The sequence below is a fragment of the Microbacterium sp. No. 7 genome, from assembly GCF_001314225.1.
In the GTDB taxonomy this organism is placed as follows: domain Bacteria; phylum Actinomycetota; class Actinomycetes; order Actinomycetales; family Microbacteriaceae; genus Microbacterium.
On the sequence record NZ_CP012697.1, the window covers coordinates 2,436,040 to 2,452,026 of the forward strand.

14 protein-coding genes and 1 tRNA gene are annotated in these 15,987 nt (G+C 70.7%); 6 read left to right on the forward strand and 9 right to left on the reverse strand.

The features are described from left to right. Window positions 1-15 precede the first annotated feature (15 nt). Window positions 16-1,104, reverse strand: a complete 1,089-nt coding sequence (locus tag AOA12_RS11270) for a DMT family transporter (protein WP_082406175.1) — start codon at window positions 1,102-1,104, stop codon at window positions 16-18. 43 nt (window positions 1,105-1,147) lie between these two features. Here AOA12_RS11270 and def point away from each other — a divergent pair, with 43 nt between their 5' ends. Beyond that, the gene (gene def / locus AOA12_RS11275; RefSeq protein ID WP_082406176.1) at window positions 1,148-1,714 is read left to right on the forward strand and encodes a peptide deformylase; all 567 of its coding nucleotides are present in this window, start codon (window positions 1,148-1,150) and stop codon (window positions 1,712-1,714) included. A gap of 71 nt (window positions 1,715-1,785) precedes the next feature. Further along, a tRNA-Asn gene (locus tag AOA12_RS11280) sits at window positions 1,786-1,858 on the forward strand. Window positions 1,859-1,911: 53 nt separating this feature from the next. Here AOA12_RS11280 and AOA12_RS11285 read toward each other — a convergent pair. The 4 genes from AOA12_RS11285 to dusB form a co-directional block, all read right to left on the reverse strand. Continuing rightward, window positions 1,912-2,676: an ATP-binding cassette domain-containing protein gene (locus AOA12_RS11285; protein ID WP_054682788.1), complete on the reverse strand. Its 765-nt coding sequence runs from the start codon at window positions 2,674-2,676 to the stop codon at window positions 1,912-1,914. A 70-nt stretch (window positions 2,677-2,746) separates the two neighbouring features. Beyond that, entirely contained in the window at window positions 2,747-4,594 is a 1,848-nt protein-coding gene (dnaG, locus tag AOA12_RS11290) for a DNA primase (RefSeq protein ID WP_054682790.1), read from the reverse strand. A gap of 1 nt (window position 4,595) precedes the next feature. Next, complete coding sequence (locus tag AOA12_RS11295; RefSeq protein WP_054682792.1) at window positions 4,596-5,960, reverse strand: deoxyguanosinetriphosphate triphosphohydrolase; 1,365 nt, start codon at window positions 5,958-5,960, stop codon at window positions 4,596-4,598. Next, window positions 5,953-7,194 carry a tRNA dihydrouridine synthase DusB gene (gene dusB / locus AOA12_RS11300; RefSeq protein WP_054682794.1) on the reverse strand — a complete coding sequence of 414 codons (1,242 nt, stop codon included), beginning with the start codon at window positions 7,192-7,194 and terminating at the stop codon, window positions 5,953-5,955. Before dusB ends, AOA12_RS11295 begins: the two co-directional genes overlap by 8 nt. A gap of 63 nt (window positions 7,195-7,257) precedes the next feature. On the opposite strand from dusB, the gene AOA12_RS11305 reads away from it, so the two are divergent. The 3 genes from AOA12_RS11305 to AOA12_RS11315 all read left to right on the forward strand — a co-directional run bounded on the left by AOA12_RS11305 (window position 7,258) and on the right by AOA12_RS11315 (window position 9,883). Next, complete coding sequence (locus AOA12_RS11305) at window positions 7,258-7,758, forward strand: glutathione peroxidase (RefSeq protein ID WP_054686981.1); 501 nt, start codon at window positions 7,258-7,260, stop codon at window positions 7,756-7,758. A gap of 49 nt (window positions 7,759-7,807) precedes the next feature. After that, window positions 7,808-8,731, forward strand: coding sequence for a LysR family transcriptional regulator (locus tag AOA12_RS11310; RefSeq protein WP_054682797.1), 924 nt, complete (start codon window positions 7,808-7,810; stop codon window positions 8,729-8,731). A 192-nt stretch (window positions 8,732-8,923) separates the two neighbouring features. Continuing rightward, on the forward strand, window positions 8,924-9,883 hold the full coding sequence (locus tag AOA12_RS11315; RefSeq protein ID WP_335337359.1) for a DMT family transporter: 960 nt from the start codon (window positions 8,924-8,926) through the stop codon (window positions 9,881-9,883). On the opposite strand, the gene AOA12_RS11320 is transcribed toward AOA12_RS11315, so the two are convergent. Both AOA12_RS11320 and AOA12_RS11325 read right to left on the reverse strand, forming a co-directional pair. Continuing rightward, on the reverse strand, window positions 9,795-10,499 hold the full coding sequence (locus tag AOA12_RS11320; RefSeq protein ID WP_054682801.1) for a DsbA family oxidoreductase: 705 nt from the start codon (window positions 10,497-10,499) through the stop codon (window positions 9,795-9,797). The two genes, AOA12_RS11315 and AOA12_RS11320, sit on opposite strands and share 89 nt — an antisense overlap. Before the next feature lie 133 nt (window positions 10,500-10,632). After that, on the reverse strand, window positions 10,633-11,595 hold the full coding sequence (locus AOA12_RS11325; RefSeq protein WP_054682803.1) for an alpha/beta hydrolase: 963 nt from the start codon (window positions 11,593-11,595) through the stop codon (window positions 10,633-10,635). Between the two features lie 209 nt (window positions 11,596-11,804). Here AOA12_RS11325 and AOA12_RS11330 point away from each other — a divergent pair, with 209 nt between their 5' ends. Further along, window positions 11,805-12,779, forward strand: coding sequence for a hypothetical protein (locus tag AOA12_RS11330; protein WP_054682806.1), 975 nt, complete (start codon window positions 11,805-11,807; stop codon window positions 12,777-12,779). A 75-nt stretch (window positions 12,780-12,854) separates the two neighbouring features. Here AOA12_RS11330 and AOA12_RS11335 read toward each other — a convergent pair whose 3' ends face one another. Beyond that, window positions 12,855-13,730: an SDR family NAD(P)-dependent oxidoreductase gene (locus AOA12_RS11335; RefSeq protein ID WP_054682808.1), complete on the reverse strand. Its 876-nt coding sequence runs from the start codon at window positions 13,728-13,730 to the stop codon at window positions 12,855-12,857. A gap of 37 nt (window positions 13,731-13,767) precedes the next feature. Further along, window positions 13,768-15,759 carry an acetate--CoA ligase gene (locus AOA12_RS11340; RefSeq protein ID WP_082406180.1) on the reverse strand — a complete coding sequence of 664 codons (1,992 nt, stop codon included), beginning with the start codon at window positions 15,757-15,759 and terminating at the stop codon, window positions 13,768-13,770. Window positions 15,760-15,987 lie beyond the last annotated feature (228 nt).

The window sequence follows — 15,987 nt, forward strand, 5'->3', positions numbered from 1 at the left end:
TACGAGCCTATCGGCTCATCTGCGCCGCGGCTCGTCGTCGTCGCGCACGGGCGGGTCGGGCCACACCTTGGCGACGGCCTCCGTGATGCGCACCGACCCCGTCCGGCCGCCGGCGGGCTCGACGAGCGCGCCGCCACCGCTGCCGCGCGCGATCGGCAGCTCCTGGCTCTCGCTGATGACCTGCGGGTGATGCCGCGCGAGCAGGAAGACGCCGGTGACCGCGAGGCCGCCCGCGATGAAGAACCCGATGAAGGCGCCGAACGGCGCCTTGGCGGCCTCGTTGAGTACCGCGATGCCGATGATGATCGCGACGATCGGGTCGATGACGGTGAGCCCCGCGATCACGAGGTCGGGCGGGCCCGAGGAGTAGGCGGTCTGCACGAAGTAGGCGCCGATGCCGGTGCCGGCCAGCAGGGCGACGACGCACAGCACGGTGAGCCACTCGAAGTCGCCCGTCTGGATGCGGCTGATCACGACCTTCGCGAGCGTCGCGACGAAGCCGTAGACGATGCCGGCCGCGACGATGTAGAACAGGGCGCGGGTGCGCTGACGCTGCCAGAGCCAGAGCCCGCCCATGACGATCACGATCGCGAGCAGGATCAGCAGGATCGTGACGAGCTGGCGGTCGCTGACGGGCTCCTCGGTCGCGTATAGCGCCGCGATGGTGACGAAGACGAGGATGCCGCCGACGCACAGCGCGATCGCGGACCACGAGCTCCGGGTCGGCCTGTGGCCGCTGATGCGGGCGTTCAGCAGAGTGGTGATGACGAGCGAGACCGCGCCGATCGGCTGCACGAGGATGAGCGGCGCGAACGAGAGCGCGGCGAGCTGGCAGACGATCGCGAGACCGAGCATGAGGGTGCCGACGACCCACGAGGGGCGGCGCAGCAGGTTCCACAGCTGGTTGACGCTCAGGCCCGTGCCGCCGTCGGAGTTCGTCAGCCGCTCGACCTTCTGCACGCCGCGGTGCTGGTACTGGGCGCCGAACGACATGAAGACGGCGCCGAGCAGCGCCAGGGGGATGCCGGCCAGGATCTTGGGGTCACGGAAGACACCGACCAGCTGATCGGTGATCTCGCCGATGCCGACTTCCGTGAGGACCACGCCACGAGCCTAGTCGGCGACCCGGCTCGATTAGGCTCGAAACGTGGCTGTTCTTCCGATCCGCATCATGGGCGATCCCGTGCTGCACGCTCCCGCTTCCCCCGTCGGCGAGATCACCGACGAGATCCGCACGCTCGTCGCGGACATGTTCGAGACGATGGACGCCGCCCCCGGTGTCGGCCTGGCGGCGCCGCAGGTCGGAGTGGGGCTGCGCATCTACACGTACTCGTACCAGGACGACGAGGGCGAGCCCTGGCGAGGCGTCGTCATCAATCCCGAGCTGTGGATGCGCCCGCTGGAGCCGGGCACGCCGGATCCCGACGACGAGGCCGAGGGATGCCTGTCGTTCCCCGGCGAGCGGTTCGCGCTGCGCCGCTCCGACGAGGTGCGCGTGACCGGCGTCGACCTCGACGGCGCGCCCGTCGAGATCCGCGTCGACGGATGGCGTGCGCGCATCATGCAGCACGAGTTCGACCACCTCGACGGCATCCTCTACATCGACCGCCTCGACGACGGCGACTGGAAGACGACGCAGAAGATCGCCCGCAAGCGCGGTTGGGGCCGCCCGGGCGCGAGCTGGACGCCAGGCGTCGACGACCTCGACGCGTGACGCCCGCCGGGTGTCACGCGCACGCCCGGGAGTTTGCTACGATATTCGAGTTGCCCGCTCGCGGGTGATGATCCTCGGTAGCTCAATTGGCAGAGCAATCGGCTGTTAACCGATAGGTTCTTGGTTCGAGTCCAAGCCGGGGAGCGATACGGCTCCGAGCTCCACCTCGGGGCCGTTTCTCATGGGCGCGACGACGCTCATGCGGAGACGCGCGGGTACCCGGGCGTCCAGATCAGGGAGTCGGCGTCCGGGCCGACGGCCACGGTGCGTCCTCGGTGCATCACGAGCACGTCGGCGTCGAGCTCGCGAGCCGCCTGGGCCTCGTTCGTGACGACGAGCAGCGACAGGGCCGCGTCGTCGCGACGGCGCAGCAGCGCCTCGCGCACGAGCTGACGCATCGACAGGTCGATCCCGGCGTACGGCTCGTCGGCGATGAGCACGCGCGGGTCGAGCACGAGCGCCCGCGCGATCGCGACGCGCTGGCGCATGCCCGCGCTCAGCTCGTACGGATACTTCGAGGCCGTGCCCAGCGACAGCCCCAGCTCGTCGAGCAGCGCGACGACCCGCTCCGACAGCGCGCGGCGGTTCACCTTGCGGTCGCGGCTCGTGACCGGATGGGCGACGATCTCGGCGACGGTGAGATCGGGCGGCAGCGTCGATCCCGCGTTCTGGGCGACGTACCCGGTCAGCACGAGCCGCAGGCGGCGGGCCCGCCCTGCTCGACGCACGGGGATGCCGACGACCTCGGCATCCCCGCCGTCGACGCGCACGTCGTCGGACGCGCCCGCGAGCAGCTGCGCGAGGCTGGACTTGCCCGCGCCCGTCGCGCCCATGACCGCCAGGGCGCACCCGGCCCGCAGCTCGAAGGTGACGCCGTCGACGACGCGCTCGCGTCTGCGGGCGACGGAGAGATCACGGCAGACGATCGCGAGGTCGTCGCCGAGGGGGGAATCGGACGCCATGCCCTTCATCCTGCCCTGGGCGGCGGCGCGATGCCACGAGCGCCGTGCGGGTCGCGTGTTCCCGCGCGCCTCACTCCTCCACGAGGGCGCTGCGCTGCAGGTCGATGTCGCGCAGCGCGAGCCGCACGGCGCGCCCCTCCTCTGAGTCAGGGGCGACGCGCTGCACCGCCCCCAGCAGCTCGGCCTTGCGGCGATCGAGCGCGCGCGTGCGCAGGCGACGGCACAGCGATCGCGTCGACGCGATCGCCTCGGCCTCGGTCAGCGCCGGGAAGTCGGCGGTGAGCAGCTCGACCGCGAGCGTGCGGTACGGCTCGCGCGTCGACTCCGCGGCGGCGACCGCCCAGCCCACGCGCGCGCGGTCGGGCTGCGCGCCGATCGCCTGACGCACCGCGTCGAGGGCCGGATGCCGCATCGGCAGGGCGATCGCGGGGTCCACCTCGTCGGCCTCCACGAGATGGCCGTACTGCAGCACCCCCATGAGCGCCCCCCGCTCGAGCACGGTGGCGGGGTCGACGGGCAGGGTCGCCAGCGTCGTGCGCGCGATCGGCGCGTCGGGCGCCGCGGGTGCCTCGTCGGCGCGCTGCGGACGGCGCGGCTCCGCCTCGGCGCGGCCGGCTCGGGCGACCTCTCGGCGCACGTCCTCCGTGTCCATGCCGAGCCGCCGAGCGAGCACGCGCACGTACTCGGGCTGCATGAGCCGGTCGCGCAGCTGTGCGACGACGGGCGCCGCGGCGCGCAGGGCGCCGACGCGCCCCTCGACGCTCGCGAGATCGAACTCGCCGATGCGCTGATCGATCACGAACTCGACCATGGGCGTCTTGCCCTCCACGAGCGATCGCACCGCCGCATCCCCCCGCTGCAGCCGCAGGTCGCACGGGTCGAGCCCCTCGGGGCCCGTCGCGACGTAGGTCTGCGCGTTGAACCGCTTCGCGTCGGCGAACGCCCGCAGCGCCGCCTTCTGGCCCGCGGCGTCGGGATCGAAGGTGAACACGACCTCGCCGGCCGCCGAGTCGTCGCCCATGACGCGGCGCAGCACCGTGATGTGATCGGCGCCGAACGCCGTGCCGCACGTCGCGATCGCGCTCGTGACGCCCGCGAGGTGGCACGCCATGACGTCGGTGTACCCCTCGACCACGACGACGCGGTGCTCGCGCGAGATCGCCTTCTTGGCGAGGTCGAGGCCGTAGAGCACCTGCGCCTTCTTGTAGATCGTCGTCTCGGGCGTGTTGAGGTACTTCGGGCCGTTGTCGTCGTCGTGCAGCCGGCGCGCCCCGAAGCCGATCGTCTGGCCGGTGAGGTCGCGGATCGGCCACACGAGGCGCCCCCGGAACCGGTCGTAGGCACCGCGCTGACCCGGCGAGACGAGGCCCGCGGCCGTCAGCTCGTCGTCGGAGAACCCCCGCGACCGCAGCGCGTCGCGCAGGCCGTTCCAGCCGCGGGGCGCGTAGCCGATGCCGAAGTGCGCCGCCGCGCCCGCGTCGAACCCGCGCTCGCCGAGGAACCGGCGGGCGATGTCGGCCTCGGGCGACGCGAGCTGGGCACGATAGAACTCCGCGGCCGCCGTGCTGGCCTGATAGAGCCGCGTGCGGCCGCTCGTGTCGGGCGCCGGACCGCCCTCCTCGTAGGTGAGGGGGAAGCCGATGCGCGCCGCGAGCCGCTCGACCGCCTCCGTGAACGTCAGATGGTCCATCGCCCGCAGGAACGAGTACACGTCGCCCGACTCGCCGCAGCCGAAGCAGTGGTAGTAGCCGACCTGCGGGCGCACGTTGAAGCTGGGGCTGCGCTCGTCGTGGAAGGGGCACAGCCCCTTGAGGGAGCCGACCCCGGCCGACTTGAGCGCGACGCGCTCGCCGATGATGTCGGCGATGTTGGTGCGCGCCTTGACCTCGTCGACGTCCGACTGGCGGATGCGCGGCATGTCAGAGGCCCTCGAGCGGCTCGGGCAGCACGAACTCGCGCGGCACGACGGCCCGGTCTCCGAACGACCACATGCCGAGCTCGCGCAGGTCGACGGGGCCGACGAGCCGGGCGTGCCATTCGAGCGCCGTGCGATCGGTGAGGCTCGCGACCTGGTCGACGACGACGCGCATGCGCTCCGCGTCGGTCGCGGATGCCGCGAAGTCGCCGCCGTGCACGCGGTCGAGCTGCTCCGGCCGGTCGGCGAGGGCCTGTGCGAGCCGCTTCAGCACGTTGCGCTGCTCCTTGTAGAGCCCCTTGCGGCCGTCGATCGTGACGACGTAGGCCCCGATGATGCCCTTGAGCACCGCCATCTCGACCTCCACGACGCGCGGGACGATGACCCGTCCGCCGAATCGGGCGAGCGTCGGCGTCGAGTAGTGCTCGCGCGTCGCCGCCGTCGCGGCGCGCGCGAAGCGGCCGATGAGGTCGCTCGTGAGGTTCTTGAGGCGTGCGACGTCGGCGCGCGACCCGTCGAACGACACGAGCCATTCCGGCATGAGCGTCAGCCGGTACAGCGCGTCGGCGAGCTCGTCGCGTGCGAAGTCGTAGCCGACCCACGACCGGATCGCCGTGAGCAGCGCCTCCCGCTCGCGTGTGTCGACGAGCCGCCGCGGGTCGAGGTAGCCGTTCAGCACGGCGTCCTCGAAGTCGTGCACGGAGTAGGCGATGTCGTCGGAGAGGTCCATGACCTCCGCCTCGATGCACCGCACGCGCCCGGGCGCGCCCTCGCGCATCCACGCGAAGACGGCCTCGTCCTCGCGGTAGACGCCGAACTTCTGCCGGCCGCCCGGGTCGGGCACGGCGTGCGCCGCCGTCCACGGATACTTGCACGTGGCGTCCAGGCTCGCGCGCGTGAGGTTCAGCCCGTAGCTCTCCCCGTCGGCGCCGAGCACCTTGGACTCGAGCCGGGTCAGGATGCGCAGCGACTGCGCGTTGCCCTCGAACCCGCCGATAGGCTCCGCCCAGTCGTTGAGCGCACGCTCGCCGTTGTGCCCGAACGGCGGATGTCCCAGGTCGTGGCACAGGCAGGCCGTGTCGACCACGTCGGGCGACAGCTCCAGCTCGATCGCGAGCTCCCTGCCCACCTGGGCCACCTCGAGCGAGTGCGTCAGGCGATTGCGCGCGAAGTCGGCGGGGCTCGCGGGGCTGAGCACCTGCGTCTTCGCGGCGAGCCGGCGCAGGGCCGCCGAGTGCAGCACGCGCGCCCGGTCGCGGGCGAAGCTGTCGCGCTGCGACCGGTGCGTCTCGGCGTGGAACCGTTCGGCGTCGCGATCGCCGTAGCCGTGCGGGCGCCCGGGCGAGACCCCCAGCGATCCCCTACCCACCGCTGTGGTCCAGCTCGGCGTCGGCGATGGCGCACGTCTCGGCCGCGTCGAGGTCGCGCGTGTCGAGCCAGCGGTCGGGCAGCGCGGGCCGCTTCGGGCTGCCCGCACGACCGCGCTGTCCCTCCGCGGCCGCGCCGGGATAGGGCGCGTCGAGGTCGAGCGTGGCCAGCAGGTCGTCGATCTCGGCGAGCGTGGACACCGTGGCGAGACTCGCCCGCGTCTCGCCCCCGACGGGGTAGCCCTTGAAGTACCAGGCGACGTGCTTGCGGATGTCGCGGCATCCGCGGCCCTCGTCGTCGAAGAACTCGACGAGCAGCTCCGCATGACGCCGGAACGCGCGCGCGACGAAGCCGAGCGTGGCATCGGGCCCCGGCGCCGCACCCCCCGCGCCGATCGGGTCCGGCTCCGAAAGAGCGGCGTCCCCCGCGCAGATCGAGTGCCGCTCCGAAGGAGCGGCGTATCGAGATCCCAGCGCCGCCGCGAGATCGCCGAACAGCCAGGGCCGGCCGAGACAGCCGCGTCCCACGACGACACCGTCGCAGCCGGTCTCGTCCATCATGCGCACGGCGTCGGCGGCGCTCCAGATGTCGCCGTTGCCGAGCACGGGGATGCTCGTGACGGCCTGCTTGAGCGCCGCGATCGCGCTCCAGTCGGCCGTGCCCGAGTAGAACTCGGCGGCCGTGCGGGCGTGCAGCGCGACGGCGGCGACACCGGCATCCTCGGCGATGCGGCCGGCGTCGAGGTACGTGAGATGGTCGGCGTCGATGCCCTTGCGCATCTTCACCGTGAGCGGCACGGGGCCGGCGGCGCGCGCGGCGCGCGTGACGATGTCGCGGAACAGCCCGAGCTTCCAGGGCAGCGCCGCTCCCCCGCCCTTGCGTGTGACCTTCGGCACGGGACAGCCGAAGTTCAGGTCGATGTGGTCGGCGTGGTCCTCCTCGACCAGCAGCCGCACGGCCGCCTCGGTCGTCGCCGGATCGACGCCGTACAGCTGGATCGACCGCGGCGTCTCCGACTCGTGGTGCCTGATGAGCCGCATCGTCGTGGCGTTGCGCTCGACCAGGGCGCGGGTCGTGATCATCTCCGACACGTAGAGGCCGGCGCCGTACTCTCGGCAGAGCCGCCGGAAGGCGGTGTTGGTGATGCCCGCCATCGGCGCGAGCACGACCGGTGCGTCGAGGAGCAGCGGGCCGATGCGCAGGCGGGCGGGCGGAGCGGTGAGGACGGTGGACATCACCCTCCATTCTCCCAGAGCCGCGCCGCCCTCGCCCCGCTCATGAGGCGTACTGTGGAGAGCGTGACCGAAACCGCCCCTGTGGATGTCCGAGATGTGCCCTTTCGCGATGCCGCCGGCGAGGAGACGACGCTGCGCGCGTTCGGCGACGGCCCCCTGCTCATCGTCAACGTCGCCTCCAGATGCGGGCTGACGCCGCAGTACGAGCAGCTCGAGCAGCTGCAGCGCACGTACGGCGACCGTGGCCTGCGCGTGATCGGCTTCCCCTGCAATCAGTTCATGGGTCAGGAGCCGGGGTCGATGGAGGAGATCCTCGAGTTCTGCTCCGTGACCTACGGCGTGAGCTTCCCGATCATGGACAAGATCAAGGTCAACGGCCGCTATGCGGCGCCGCTGTACAAGGCGCTGAAGGCGACGAAGAACCTCGAGCGCGCAAAGGGCGTCGTCAAGTGGAACTTCGAGAAGTTCGTGCTGACGCCGTCGGGCGAGCTGCACCGCTTCGGGCCGACGGTGAAGCCCGACGCGCCCGAGGTGATCGCGGCGATCGAGGGCGCTCTGCGCTGACAGGTCGGTCGGACGAGGACGCGATCGTCCCGAGGCTAACATCGCATGCATGGACTCCCACCGGCTGAGGATCCTGCGTGAGCTCGGCGACCGCGGCAGCGTGAGCGCCGTCGCCGAGGCACTGCAGGTCACGCCCTCGGCGGTGTCCCAGCAGCTCGCCGCGCTGCAGGCTCAGGCTCGCGTGCCACTCACCGTGAAGGACGGCCGACGGCTCTCCCTGACCACCGTCGGGAAGGCGCTCGCCGAGGCCGGGGTGATCGTGGCCCGCGCGATGGCTCGTGCCGATGACGCCGTCGAGCGGTTCCTGACGGAGGACGCCAGGCCGATCCGGATCTCGGCGTTCCACAGCGCCGGGGTCGCCCTCTTCGGGAGGCTTCTCACGGCACGCGGTCCGGAGGATCCCGAGCTGGTCTTCTCCGACGAAGACGTCGCGCAGTCGGAGTTCGTGCGCCTGACCGCGGATCACGATCTCGTGATCGCCCACCGTCTGCCGCAGCAGCCGCACTGGCCGACGGATCGCATCGCCATGCTGTCGCTCCTTCGCGAGCCGATGGACATCGCGATGTCGGCCGCCCATCCGCTGGCGAAGCGGAGACGGCTCCGGCCCACGGATCTGCGCGGCCAGAAGTGGGTGGCCGTCCACGCCGGGTTCCCCCTCAGAGGCGTGCTCGAGCACATCTCCGCCGCTGTCGGCGAGCCCGCGCACGTCGTGCACGAGATCAACGAGTTCTCCGTCGCCGCGGAGGTGATCGCATCCAGCGAGACCATCGCGATCATGCCGCGTCTCGCCGCGTCGACGCTGCTCCCGGACCGGCTCGCACTGCGCCCCCTGCACGGCCTCCCGCTGGTGCGGCACATCGACGTCCTGTCCCGGCCCGAGAACGCGGAGCGCTCATCCGTCAGGCGGGTGCTCGGCCTGCTGAGACAGGTCGCAGCGGAACTGCGGGACGACCCCACCGTGCAGCCGTCCTGAAAGGTCGATGTAGCTCGGACGTCAGCGAATTGACGCTCCCGAGTGATGTCCATCATCCTGTTGCTCGCCACGCGCGCAGCCGAGAGCTCGGCCGGCCGCGTGCGGCTCGGAGACGACTCCCGAACGGACAGGACGCGCACCCCGCATGGACACGATCACACTCGCAGAAGCCGCGGGCGGGACCGCTGCGTCATGAACCGGAGCAGGGCGGCATCCGGCCGATCCTCCGTGGGTGCGGATCTCCTTCTGATGGCCGTCGCCGCGAGCTGGGGGTCGACCTACTGGGTCGCCAAGGAGCTCCTCGAGGGCGGCGACGTGCTCGGCATGCTCAGCGTGCGGATGCTGTCCACCGCGGCCCTGCTCGGCATGCTCCTGGTCATCGGCAGGCGGGCTCCTTCACGCCCCTCGATGCGGCTGGGGATGATCTACGGGCTGATGCTGAGCACCGTGTTCGTCCTCGAGACCTTCGGGATCGCGCACACGAGCGCGACGAACGCCGGACTCATCATCAGCCTGACGATCGTGTTCACTCCGCTGCTCGAAGCCCTCGTCACCAGGACCAGGCCGTCGCGCACGTTCGTGCTCGGGAGCGTCGCCGCGCTGCTCGGCATCGTGCTGCTGAGCATGAACGGGAGACTCACGGCGCCGGCGCTCGGCGACTGGCTGATCCTCGGCGCCGCCGTCGCGCGCGCCGTCCACGTGACCGTCGTCAAGCGGAGCTCCGCTCAGCACGCGGTCGATGACCTGAGCCTCACGTTCTGGCAGATGCTGACGTGCGCCGGGGTCTTCACGGGCCTCGCGGTGCTGACCGGCGGCTCCCCGTTGCGGTATCTGTCGGCCATGGACGGCGCCGACTCCCTGCGCATGGTCTACCTCGTCGTCGTCTGCACGGTCTTCCCGTTCTTCGTCCAGATGTGGGCGGTGCGCCGCACCTCGGCCAGCCGTGTGAGCCTGCTGCTCGGGACCGAGCCGGTCTACGCGGCGCTCATCGGCGTCACCCTGGCGGGCGATCGCCTGAAGCCCATCGGCTGGATCGGCCTCGGGATCGTGCTGATCTCCGTTCTCACCGTGCAGATCCTGACGACCCGGAGATCGCGTCGGTCGCGGCCTGGGGAGACGCGGCGTCGCGCTCGGCGCGCACCCGCGCGATGACCTGCGCGAACGCATCGGGCGCCTGCGCGCCGCTGACGCCGTACTTGTTGTCGAAGACGAAGAACGGCACGCCCTGGATGCCCAGGCCCGCGGCCCGCATGATGTCGGCCTGCACGCGACGGGCGTAGGCGCCCTCGCGCAGCGCGGCGCGCGCCTCGTCGCCGTCGAGGCCGGCTTCGACGGCGAGGGCGACGAGCTCGTCCTCACGACCGAGGTGACGGCCCTCGGTGAAGTACGCCGCCATCAGGCGCTCGCCGAGCTCGAGCTGACGGCCCTTCTCCTTCGCGAACTGCAGCAGCTGGTGGGCGGCGTGCGTGTTCGTGTGCTGCAGCAGCTCGAAGTGGTACTCCAGGCCGGCGGCCTCGGCGGCCTTCGTGACGCGATCGAGCATCGCCTGCGCCTGCTCTCGCGGCACGCCCTCGTGCGTGGCGAGGAACTCCAGCTCGTCGCCCTCGAAGTCGACGGGGCCATCGGGTGCCAGCTGATAGGAGCGCAGCACGACCTCGACGGGACCGGCCTCGGCCGTCGCGATGCCCTTCTCGAGATTGCGCTTGCCGATGTAGCACCACGGGCACGCGATGTCGCTCCACACGTCGATTCTGATGGCATCCGTCATGGTCGGTGCAACGCTCGCACCTCGCCCTCGTATTCCCGATCGCCTCCTCGTCCGCGACGAACGACGGAGGCACCGCCGAGCCGTCAGCTCCACGGCGGTGCCTCCGTCCTTCGTCCGACGAGAGGACCGATGTTCAGTCGAGGAGGTGCCTGATCCACTTGTCGCGCGAGTCACGCATCTCGTGAGCGATCCGGGTGTCCCACGCCATCATGTCGGCGCCGTGGAACGCGCCCTGCCAGACGTGCAGGGCGAGATCGCCGCCGGCGGCCCAGATCCTGCTCGCGTAGGCGACCACCTCATCGCGGAAGACCTCGGCCGAACCGACATCGAGGTAGGTCGGCGGAAGCCCGGAGAGGTCCGTCGCGCGCGCGGGAGCTGCGTAGGCCGAGACCTCGTCGGTGCCTCTGCGGTCGCCGAGATAGGCGTTCCAGGTGGTCTCCATGCTGGTGCGGTCCCAGACGCCGACACCGTCGATCTGGCGGGCCGAGACGGTGTCGTTGCGGTCGTCGAGCATGGGATAGATGACGAGCGATCCCGCGAGCTCGGGGCCTCCTCGATCGCGGGCGAGCAGCGTCGTGCCGGCGGCGAGCCCGCCTCCGGCGCTGGCCCCTCCGATGATGAGACGGCTCGGATCGATGCCGAGCTCGTCGGCGTGCTCCGCGGTCCACACCAGCCCGGCGTAGCAGTCCTCCACCGGATAGGGGTCCTCGTACTCGGGAGCCAGGCGGTACTCCACGGAGACCACGACCCCGTTGTACCGTGCGGCCCACTCCACGAACTGATTGATGCCGCCGAACCTGTCGCCGGCGAACATGCCTCCGCCGTGAGTGTGATAGAAGCCCGGTCCGGTGCCGGTCCTCCCCTTGGCGGTGAAGATCGAGACGACGATCGGATCTCCTCGGTATCCCTCGATCTCCACGTCCCTGACCTCGACGTCGAACTGTTCGAGCAGCGCCTCGGTGAACTCGGGAAGCGTCGGCACCTTCAGCAACGGGATCATGTCCGCCGTGACCGTCGTCGGGTAGGCGTCCGGGCTCGCGTTGAGCACCGCCTCCAGTTCCGGATCGAATGGCGGGCGGGGAATGGTCTCGGTCATGGAGAACTCCTTCGTTCGATGCGGCTCGTCCCTCGAGCACGTCGGTCCTTCGACGCGCTCCCACGCTACGAATCGAGACGCCCTGCCGAACACCGCCGGACCGACGCAGTTCCCGCCCCGTGCTCCCGCCGTCTGGCGCGGAGCGGCGACGCGCCCGCGCCGCAGGATCCCTCTCGATAGACTGGCGCGCACAGGGTGATGGAGCCGCAATGGAGGAACTCGCAGGCCGACTGCCCGCTCTCGATCCGGGAGTAGGCGAAAGCCTCAAAGTCGTCGCGTACTTCGATGCGCTCTCGGTGAACGGTGCCGGGCACGACGCGCTGCTGCGCGCCGCGGCGGTGCTCTCCGGGACGGTGGCGGGCTCCGAGCGACAGGGCCGCGTCGTCCGGTTCGACTCCGCCGGCCGCAGGGTGAGCGGCAGCGGCGACGCCGATGAGAGAAGACCCGGCACCGCGGTCGGCGCGGGCCGCGTCTGGCTCGAACGGAGCGGGCCGCTGCACGCCAACGACGAGATGATCGTCGAGCGCCTTGCGCACGCCCTCGCCCTGCTCGAGAGCCGCCACGATCATTCCGGCGGATTCGCCGTCGTCATCGACGCGACACGCTCGATCGAGGAGCGTTCGACCATGCTGACACGGCTGAGGATCGCTCAGAGCGCGCGCATCAGGCTCATCGCCACCGCGCCGGATGCCCCGAAGACGGGAGCGCTCTCATCCATCGTGCCCACCCGCTACGGCCTGCTGCAGGCGTCGCTGGACACGACGGGCGAGCCCGTGCAGGCCACGCGTGCGGGCTTCGGCCTCTGGACCCGTGCCGATCATGCCCCGGAGTCGTGGGACGACGCGGTCATCGCCTACCGACTGAGTACCGAGGACCTTCCGATGCTCGACGCCGTCGATCTCGGATCGCTGCTCCCCCTGGTCCGAGGATACGATCACGACACGCCGCACCACGATGTCGTCGTGCTCTCGCGCCTCGACCGTGCGGAGGCGGAAGCGCTGCGCGTCCTGGTCGAGGCCGAGAGCGTGCGTTCCGCCGCCGTCGAGCTCCGTCTCCACCATTCGACCCTGCAGGCCAAGCACAGGCATCTGACGCACACCCTCGGATACGACCCGCGGACGACGGGCGGTCGGGCGCGCTATGTGATCGCCGAGATCCTGCGACGGCTGGAACCCGATCGTTGACGGCCGCCGATACGGCGACGGGCGATGCCGTCGGCACCGGTCCCGGTCCTGACGGCACCGCCCGTTCGAGGCTGCTCAGCCGGCAGCGGCGTAGCCGCCCTCGAGCAGCGCGGCGGGTGTGGGATCTGCGCCGTGCCGGCCGTCGAAGTCGGCGAACGCCTGCTCGATCTCATCGTGGACGCGCCGGACGAGGGGCGCCCACTCGCGGTGCGTGACGATGAGGAACCGCCGGTCCCGCATGGCCTGCACGACCTGTTCTCCGACACGGTCGGGATCCGCGCCGAGCGAGAGCTGGGCGTTGTTGTGCTCGACCGCGGCAGCATCGGCCTGCCGCCCGACGAGCTGGGCCTGCAGCGCCTCGTCCGTGTGGGCGAGCCGGGTGGCCACCGTTCCGGGGGTCAGGAGTGACACGCCGATCTCGGTGTCCTTGAGCTCATCGCGCAGCACCATGTGGAACCCGACGCTCGCGAACTTGGACGAGGCGTAGGCGGCGACGTTGACCATCGGCACGATCCCCGCCATCGATGCGGTGCTCATGATGTGTGCGCGGCCGCCACGCGCCCTGAAACGAGGCAGGAACGTCTCGACGCCCAGGTACTGCGCATCGATGTTGATGCTCTGCACCCACTTCCACACCGTGAAGGTGAGGTCGTCGATCGGGGCGGAACCGCTCACGCCGGCATTGCCGCACAGGATCGAGACCGGGCCCAGCGCGCTCTCGGCGCGATCCGCGGCATCCAGCCATTGGCTCGCGTCGCTGATGTCGAGCACGATGGGCACGACGATGCCGCCTGCGGCCGTGAGCTCCTCGGCCACCGCTGCGAGGCGATCGCCGTCGATGTCCACGAGTGCCACTCTGGCTCCCGCGGCGACCAGCGCTCTGCTGATGCCGAGTCCGATTCCCGAGGCTGCGCCGGTGACGAATGCGGTCTCGCCGGATGGCCAGGTCATGATGATCTCCTTCTGGTTGGTGGTCTCGGGGCGGCGCTCAGCCGTTGGCGGGCGCATCTCGCCGCACCGTCGTGACGGTCGTGGTCGCCGGTGCGTGGTAGGTGTCGGACAGCGCCGCGACAAGATCGTCCATCACGGTCGGGTCCTCGATCGTGGCCGGCATGCGATACTCCTCGCCGTCGACGATCTGCCGCATGGTCTTGCGCAGGATCTTGCCGGAGCGGGTCTTGGGCAGCCGTTCCACGACGGTGACGTCGCGGAACGACGCGACCGGGCCCAGATGTTCGCGCACCAGCGCGATGAGCTCGATCGCCAGCTGGTCGTGGTCGATGCCGGAGCCGTGCTTGAGGGTGACGAAGCCGGCGGCTCGCTGGCCCTTGAGCGGATCCGCGACGCCGATCACCGCGGCCTCGGCGACCGCGGGATGCTCGGTGAGGATCTCCTCGAGCGACCCCGTGGAGAGTCGGTGCCCGGCGACGTTGATGACGTCGTCGGTGCGACCCATGACGAAGAGGTAGCCGTCCTCATCGACGTGGCCGGCGTCGCCGGTGGCGTAGTAGCCCGGGAACGCCGAGAGATAGGAGTCCACGAAGCGCTGCCTCGAGCCCCAGATCTCGAGCAGATTGCCGGGTGGGAGGGGCAGCTTGATCGCGATGTTGCCCTCTGCGCCGGGTTGGACGACCCGCCGGCCGCTCGAGTCGAGGATATGCACGTCGTAGCCGGGCATCGGCACGGCCGTCGATCCGGCCTTCTCCTCGAGCCGCTCGACGCCGAGCGGGATCGCACAGATCGCCCATCCGGTCTCGGTCTGCCACCAGTGATCCACGACGGGAACCGCGACGCCGTCCTTGATCCAGTGCCAGGTCTCGGGATCCGTGCGCTCCCCCGCGAGGAACAGCGCCCGCAGCAACGACACGTCGTGCTTCGCGAGCTCGGTCAGTCCGGGATCCTCGCGCCGGATCGCGCGCAAGGCGGTGGGCGCGGTGAACATCGTCTTCACACCGTGCTCCTCGATGATCCGCCAGAACACGCCCGCATCGGGGGTGCCGACGGGCTTTCCCTCGAAGACCACGGTCGTGGCGCCTGCGAGCAGCGGGCCGTAGACGATGTACGAGTGACCGACCACCCAGCCCACGTCGGAGGCCGTGAACATGGTGTCGCCCGCACCGATGTCGTAGATGTGCTTCATCGTCCAGGCGAGGGCCACGGCATAGCCGCCGGTATCGCGCACGATTCCCTTCGGGCTGCCGGTGGTGCCCGAGGTGTAGAGGATGTAGAGCGGGTCCTCGGCTCGCATGGGGACCGGATCGGCGGGGGCAGCCGCGTCCGCGATCCGCTCCCAGTCGAGCCACGTCGTGCGGCCGTCGTCGGCATGGTCGGCGGCGGCACCGGGCACCGTGTCCCGGTCACGCACGATCACGCAGGAGACGCCCGCATCGGCGCCGCCGCAGAGATCGAGGGCGCGGTCGATGATGGGCAGGTACTCGACCGGGCGGCCGGGCTCCATTCCGCCCGAACAGGTCACGATGGCCTTCGGGGTCGCGTCCGCGATGCGCACGGCCAGCTCGCTGGCGGCGAAGCCGCCGAACACCACGGAGTGGATCGCGCCGATACGCGCGCAGGCGAGCATCGCGACGGCCGCCTGCGGCGTCATCGGCATGTAGACGAGTACGCGATCGCCCTTCCGCACGCCCTGCTCGCGCAACGCTCCTGCGAATCGGGCGACCTGGTCGCGCAGCTCCGAGTAGCTCAGGCGGAGCTTCGTGCCGGTCATTGCGGAGTCGTAGACGAGCGCTGTCTGGTCGCCGCGCCCGGCCTCGATGTGGCGGTCGAGGGCGTTGTACGAGACGTTGAGCTCTCCTCCCGGGAACCATTGCCACTCGGAATCGCCGCGCTCCTCGAGCGCAGCGAGCGGTTCGGTCTCCCAGTCGACGGCGTGCGCCGCATCGAGCCAGAATCCCTCGCGATCGGTCCGACTGCGATTCCAGAGCTCCCGGTACGGAAGGGTGTTCGCCGGCGATTCAGACACGTTTCTCCTTTGAAGAGCTTCACCCGACGGGCGTGCCAAGGTGATCACCCCTCGAGCTTCGGTCGTGGCCCGATGGCCGCGCTACCGCCAGACAGCCCGGATATCGCCTCCCGGCCTCCGCCATCCGCGCAGACGCGCCGGCATGCGCGTCGCCGATCCGGATGCACGACGGCCATGCGCTCGAATGGCGGGGGTCGCCCTCGGGTTCCTGGAGCGCCTGGCGGTTCT

Bases quoted from the DNA above. Each gene is read 5' to 3' on its own strand.
- AOA12_RS11315 (WP_335337359.1), top strand. From the start codon at position 8,924: ATGAACCGGAGCAGGGCGGCATCCGGCCGATCCTCCGTGGGTGCGGAT.
- dusB (WP_054682794.1), bottom strand. From the start codon at position 7,194: ATGTCCACCGTCCTCACCGCTCCGCCCGCCCGCCTGCGCATCGGCCCG.
- AOA12_RS11335 (WP_054682808.1), bottom strand. From the start codon at position 13,730: ATGACCTGGCCATCCGGCGAGACCGCATTCGTCACCGGCGCAGCCTCG.
- AOA12_RS11330 (WP_054682806.1), top strand. From the start codon at position 11,805: ATGGAGGAACTCGCAGGCCGACTGCCCGCTCTCGATCCGGGAGTAGGC.
- AOA12_RS11320 (WP_054682801.1), bottom strand. From the start codon at position 10,499: ATGACGGATGCCATCAGAATCGACGTGTGGAGCGACATCGCGTGCCCG.
- AOA12_RS11285 (WP_054682788.1), bottom strand. From the start codon at position 2,676: ATGGCGTCCGATTCCCCCCTCGGCGACGACCTCGCGATCGTCTGCCGT.
- dnaG (WP_054682790.1), bottom strand. From the start codon at position 4,594: ATGCCGCGCATCCGCCAGTCGGACGTCGACGAGGTCAAGGCGCGCACC.
- AOA12_RS11310 (WP_054682797.1), top strand. From the start codon at position 7,808: ATGGACTCCCACCGGCTGAGGATCCTGCGTGAGCTCGGCGACCGCGGC.
- AOA12_RS11325 (WP_054682803.1), bottom strand. From the start codon at position 11,595: ATGACCGAGACCATTCCCCGCCCGCCATTCGATCCGGAACTGGAGGCG.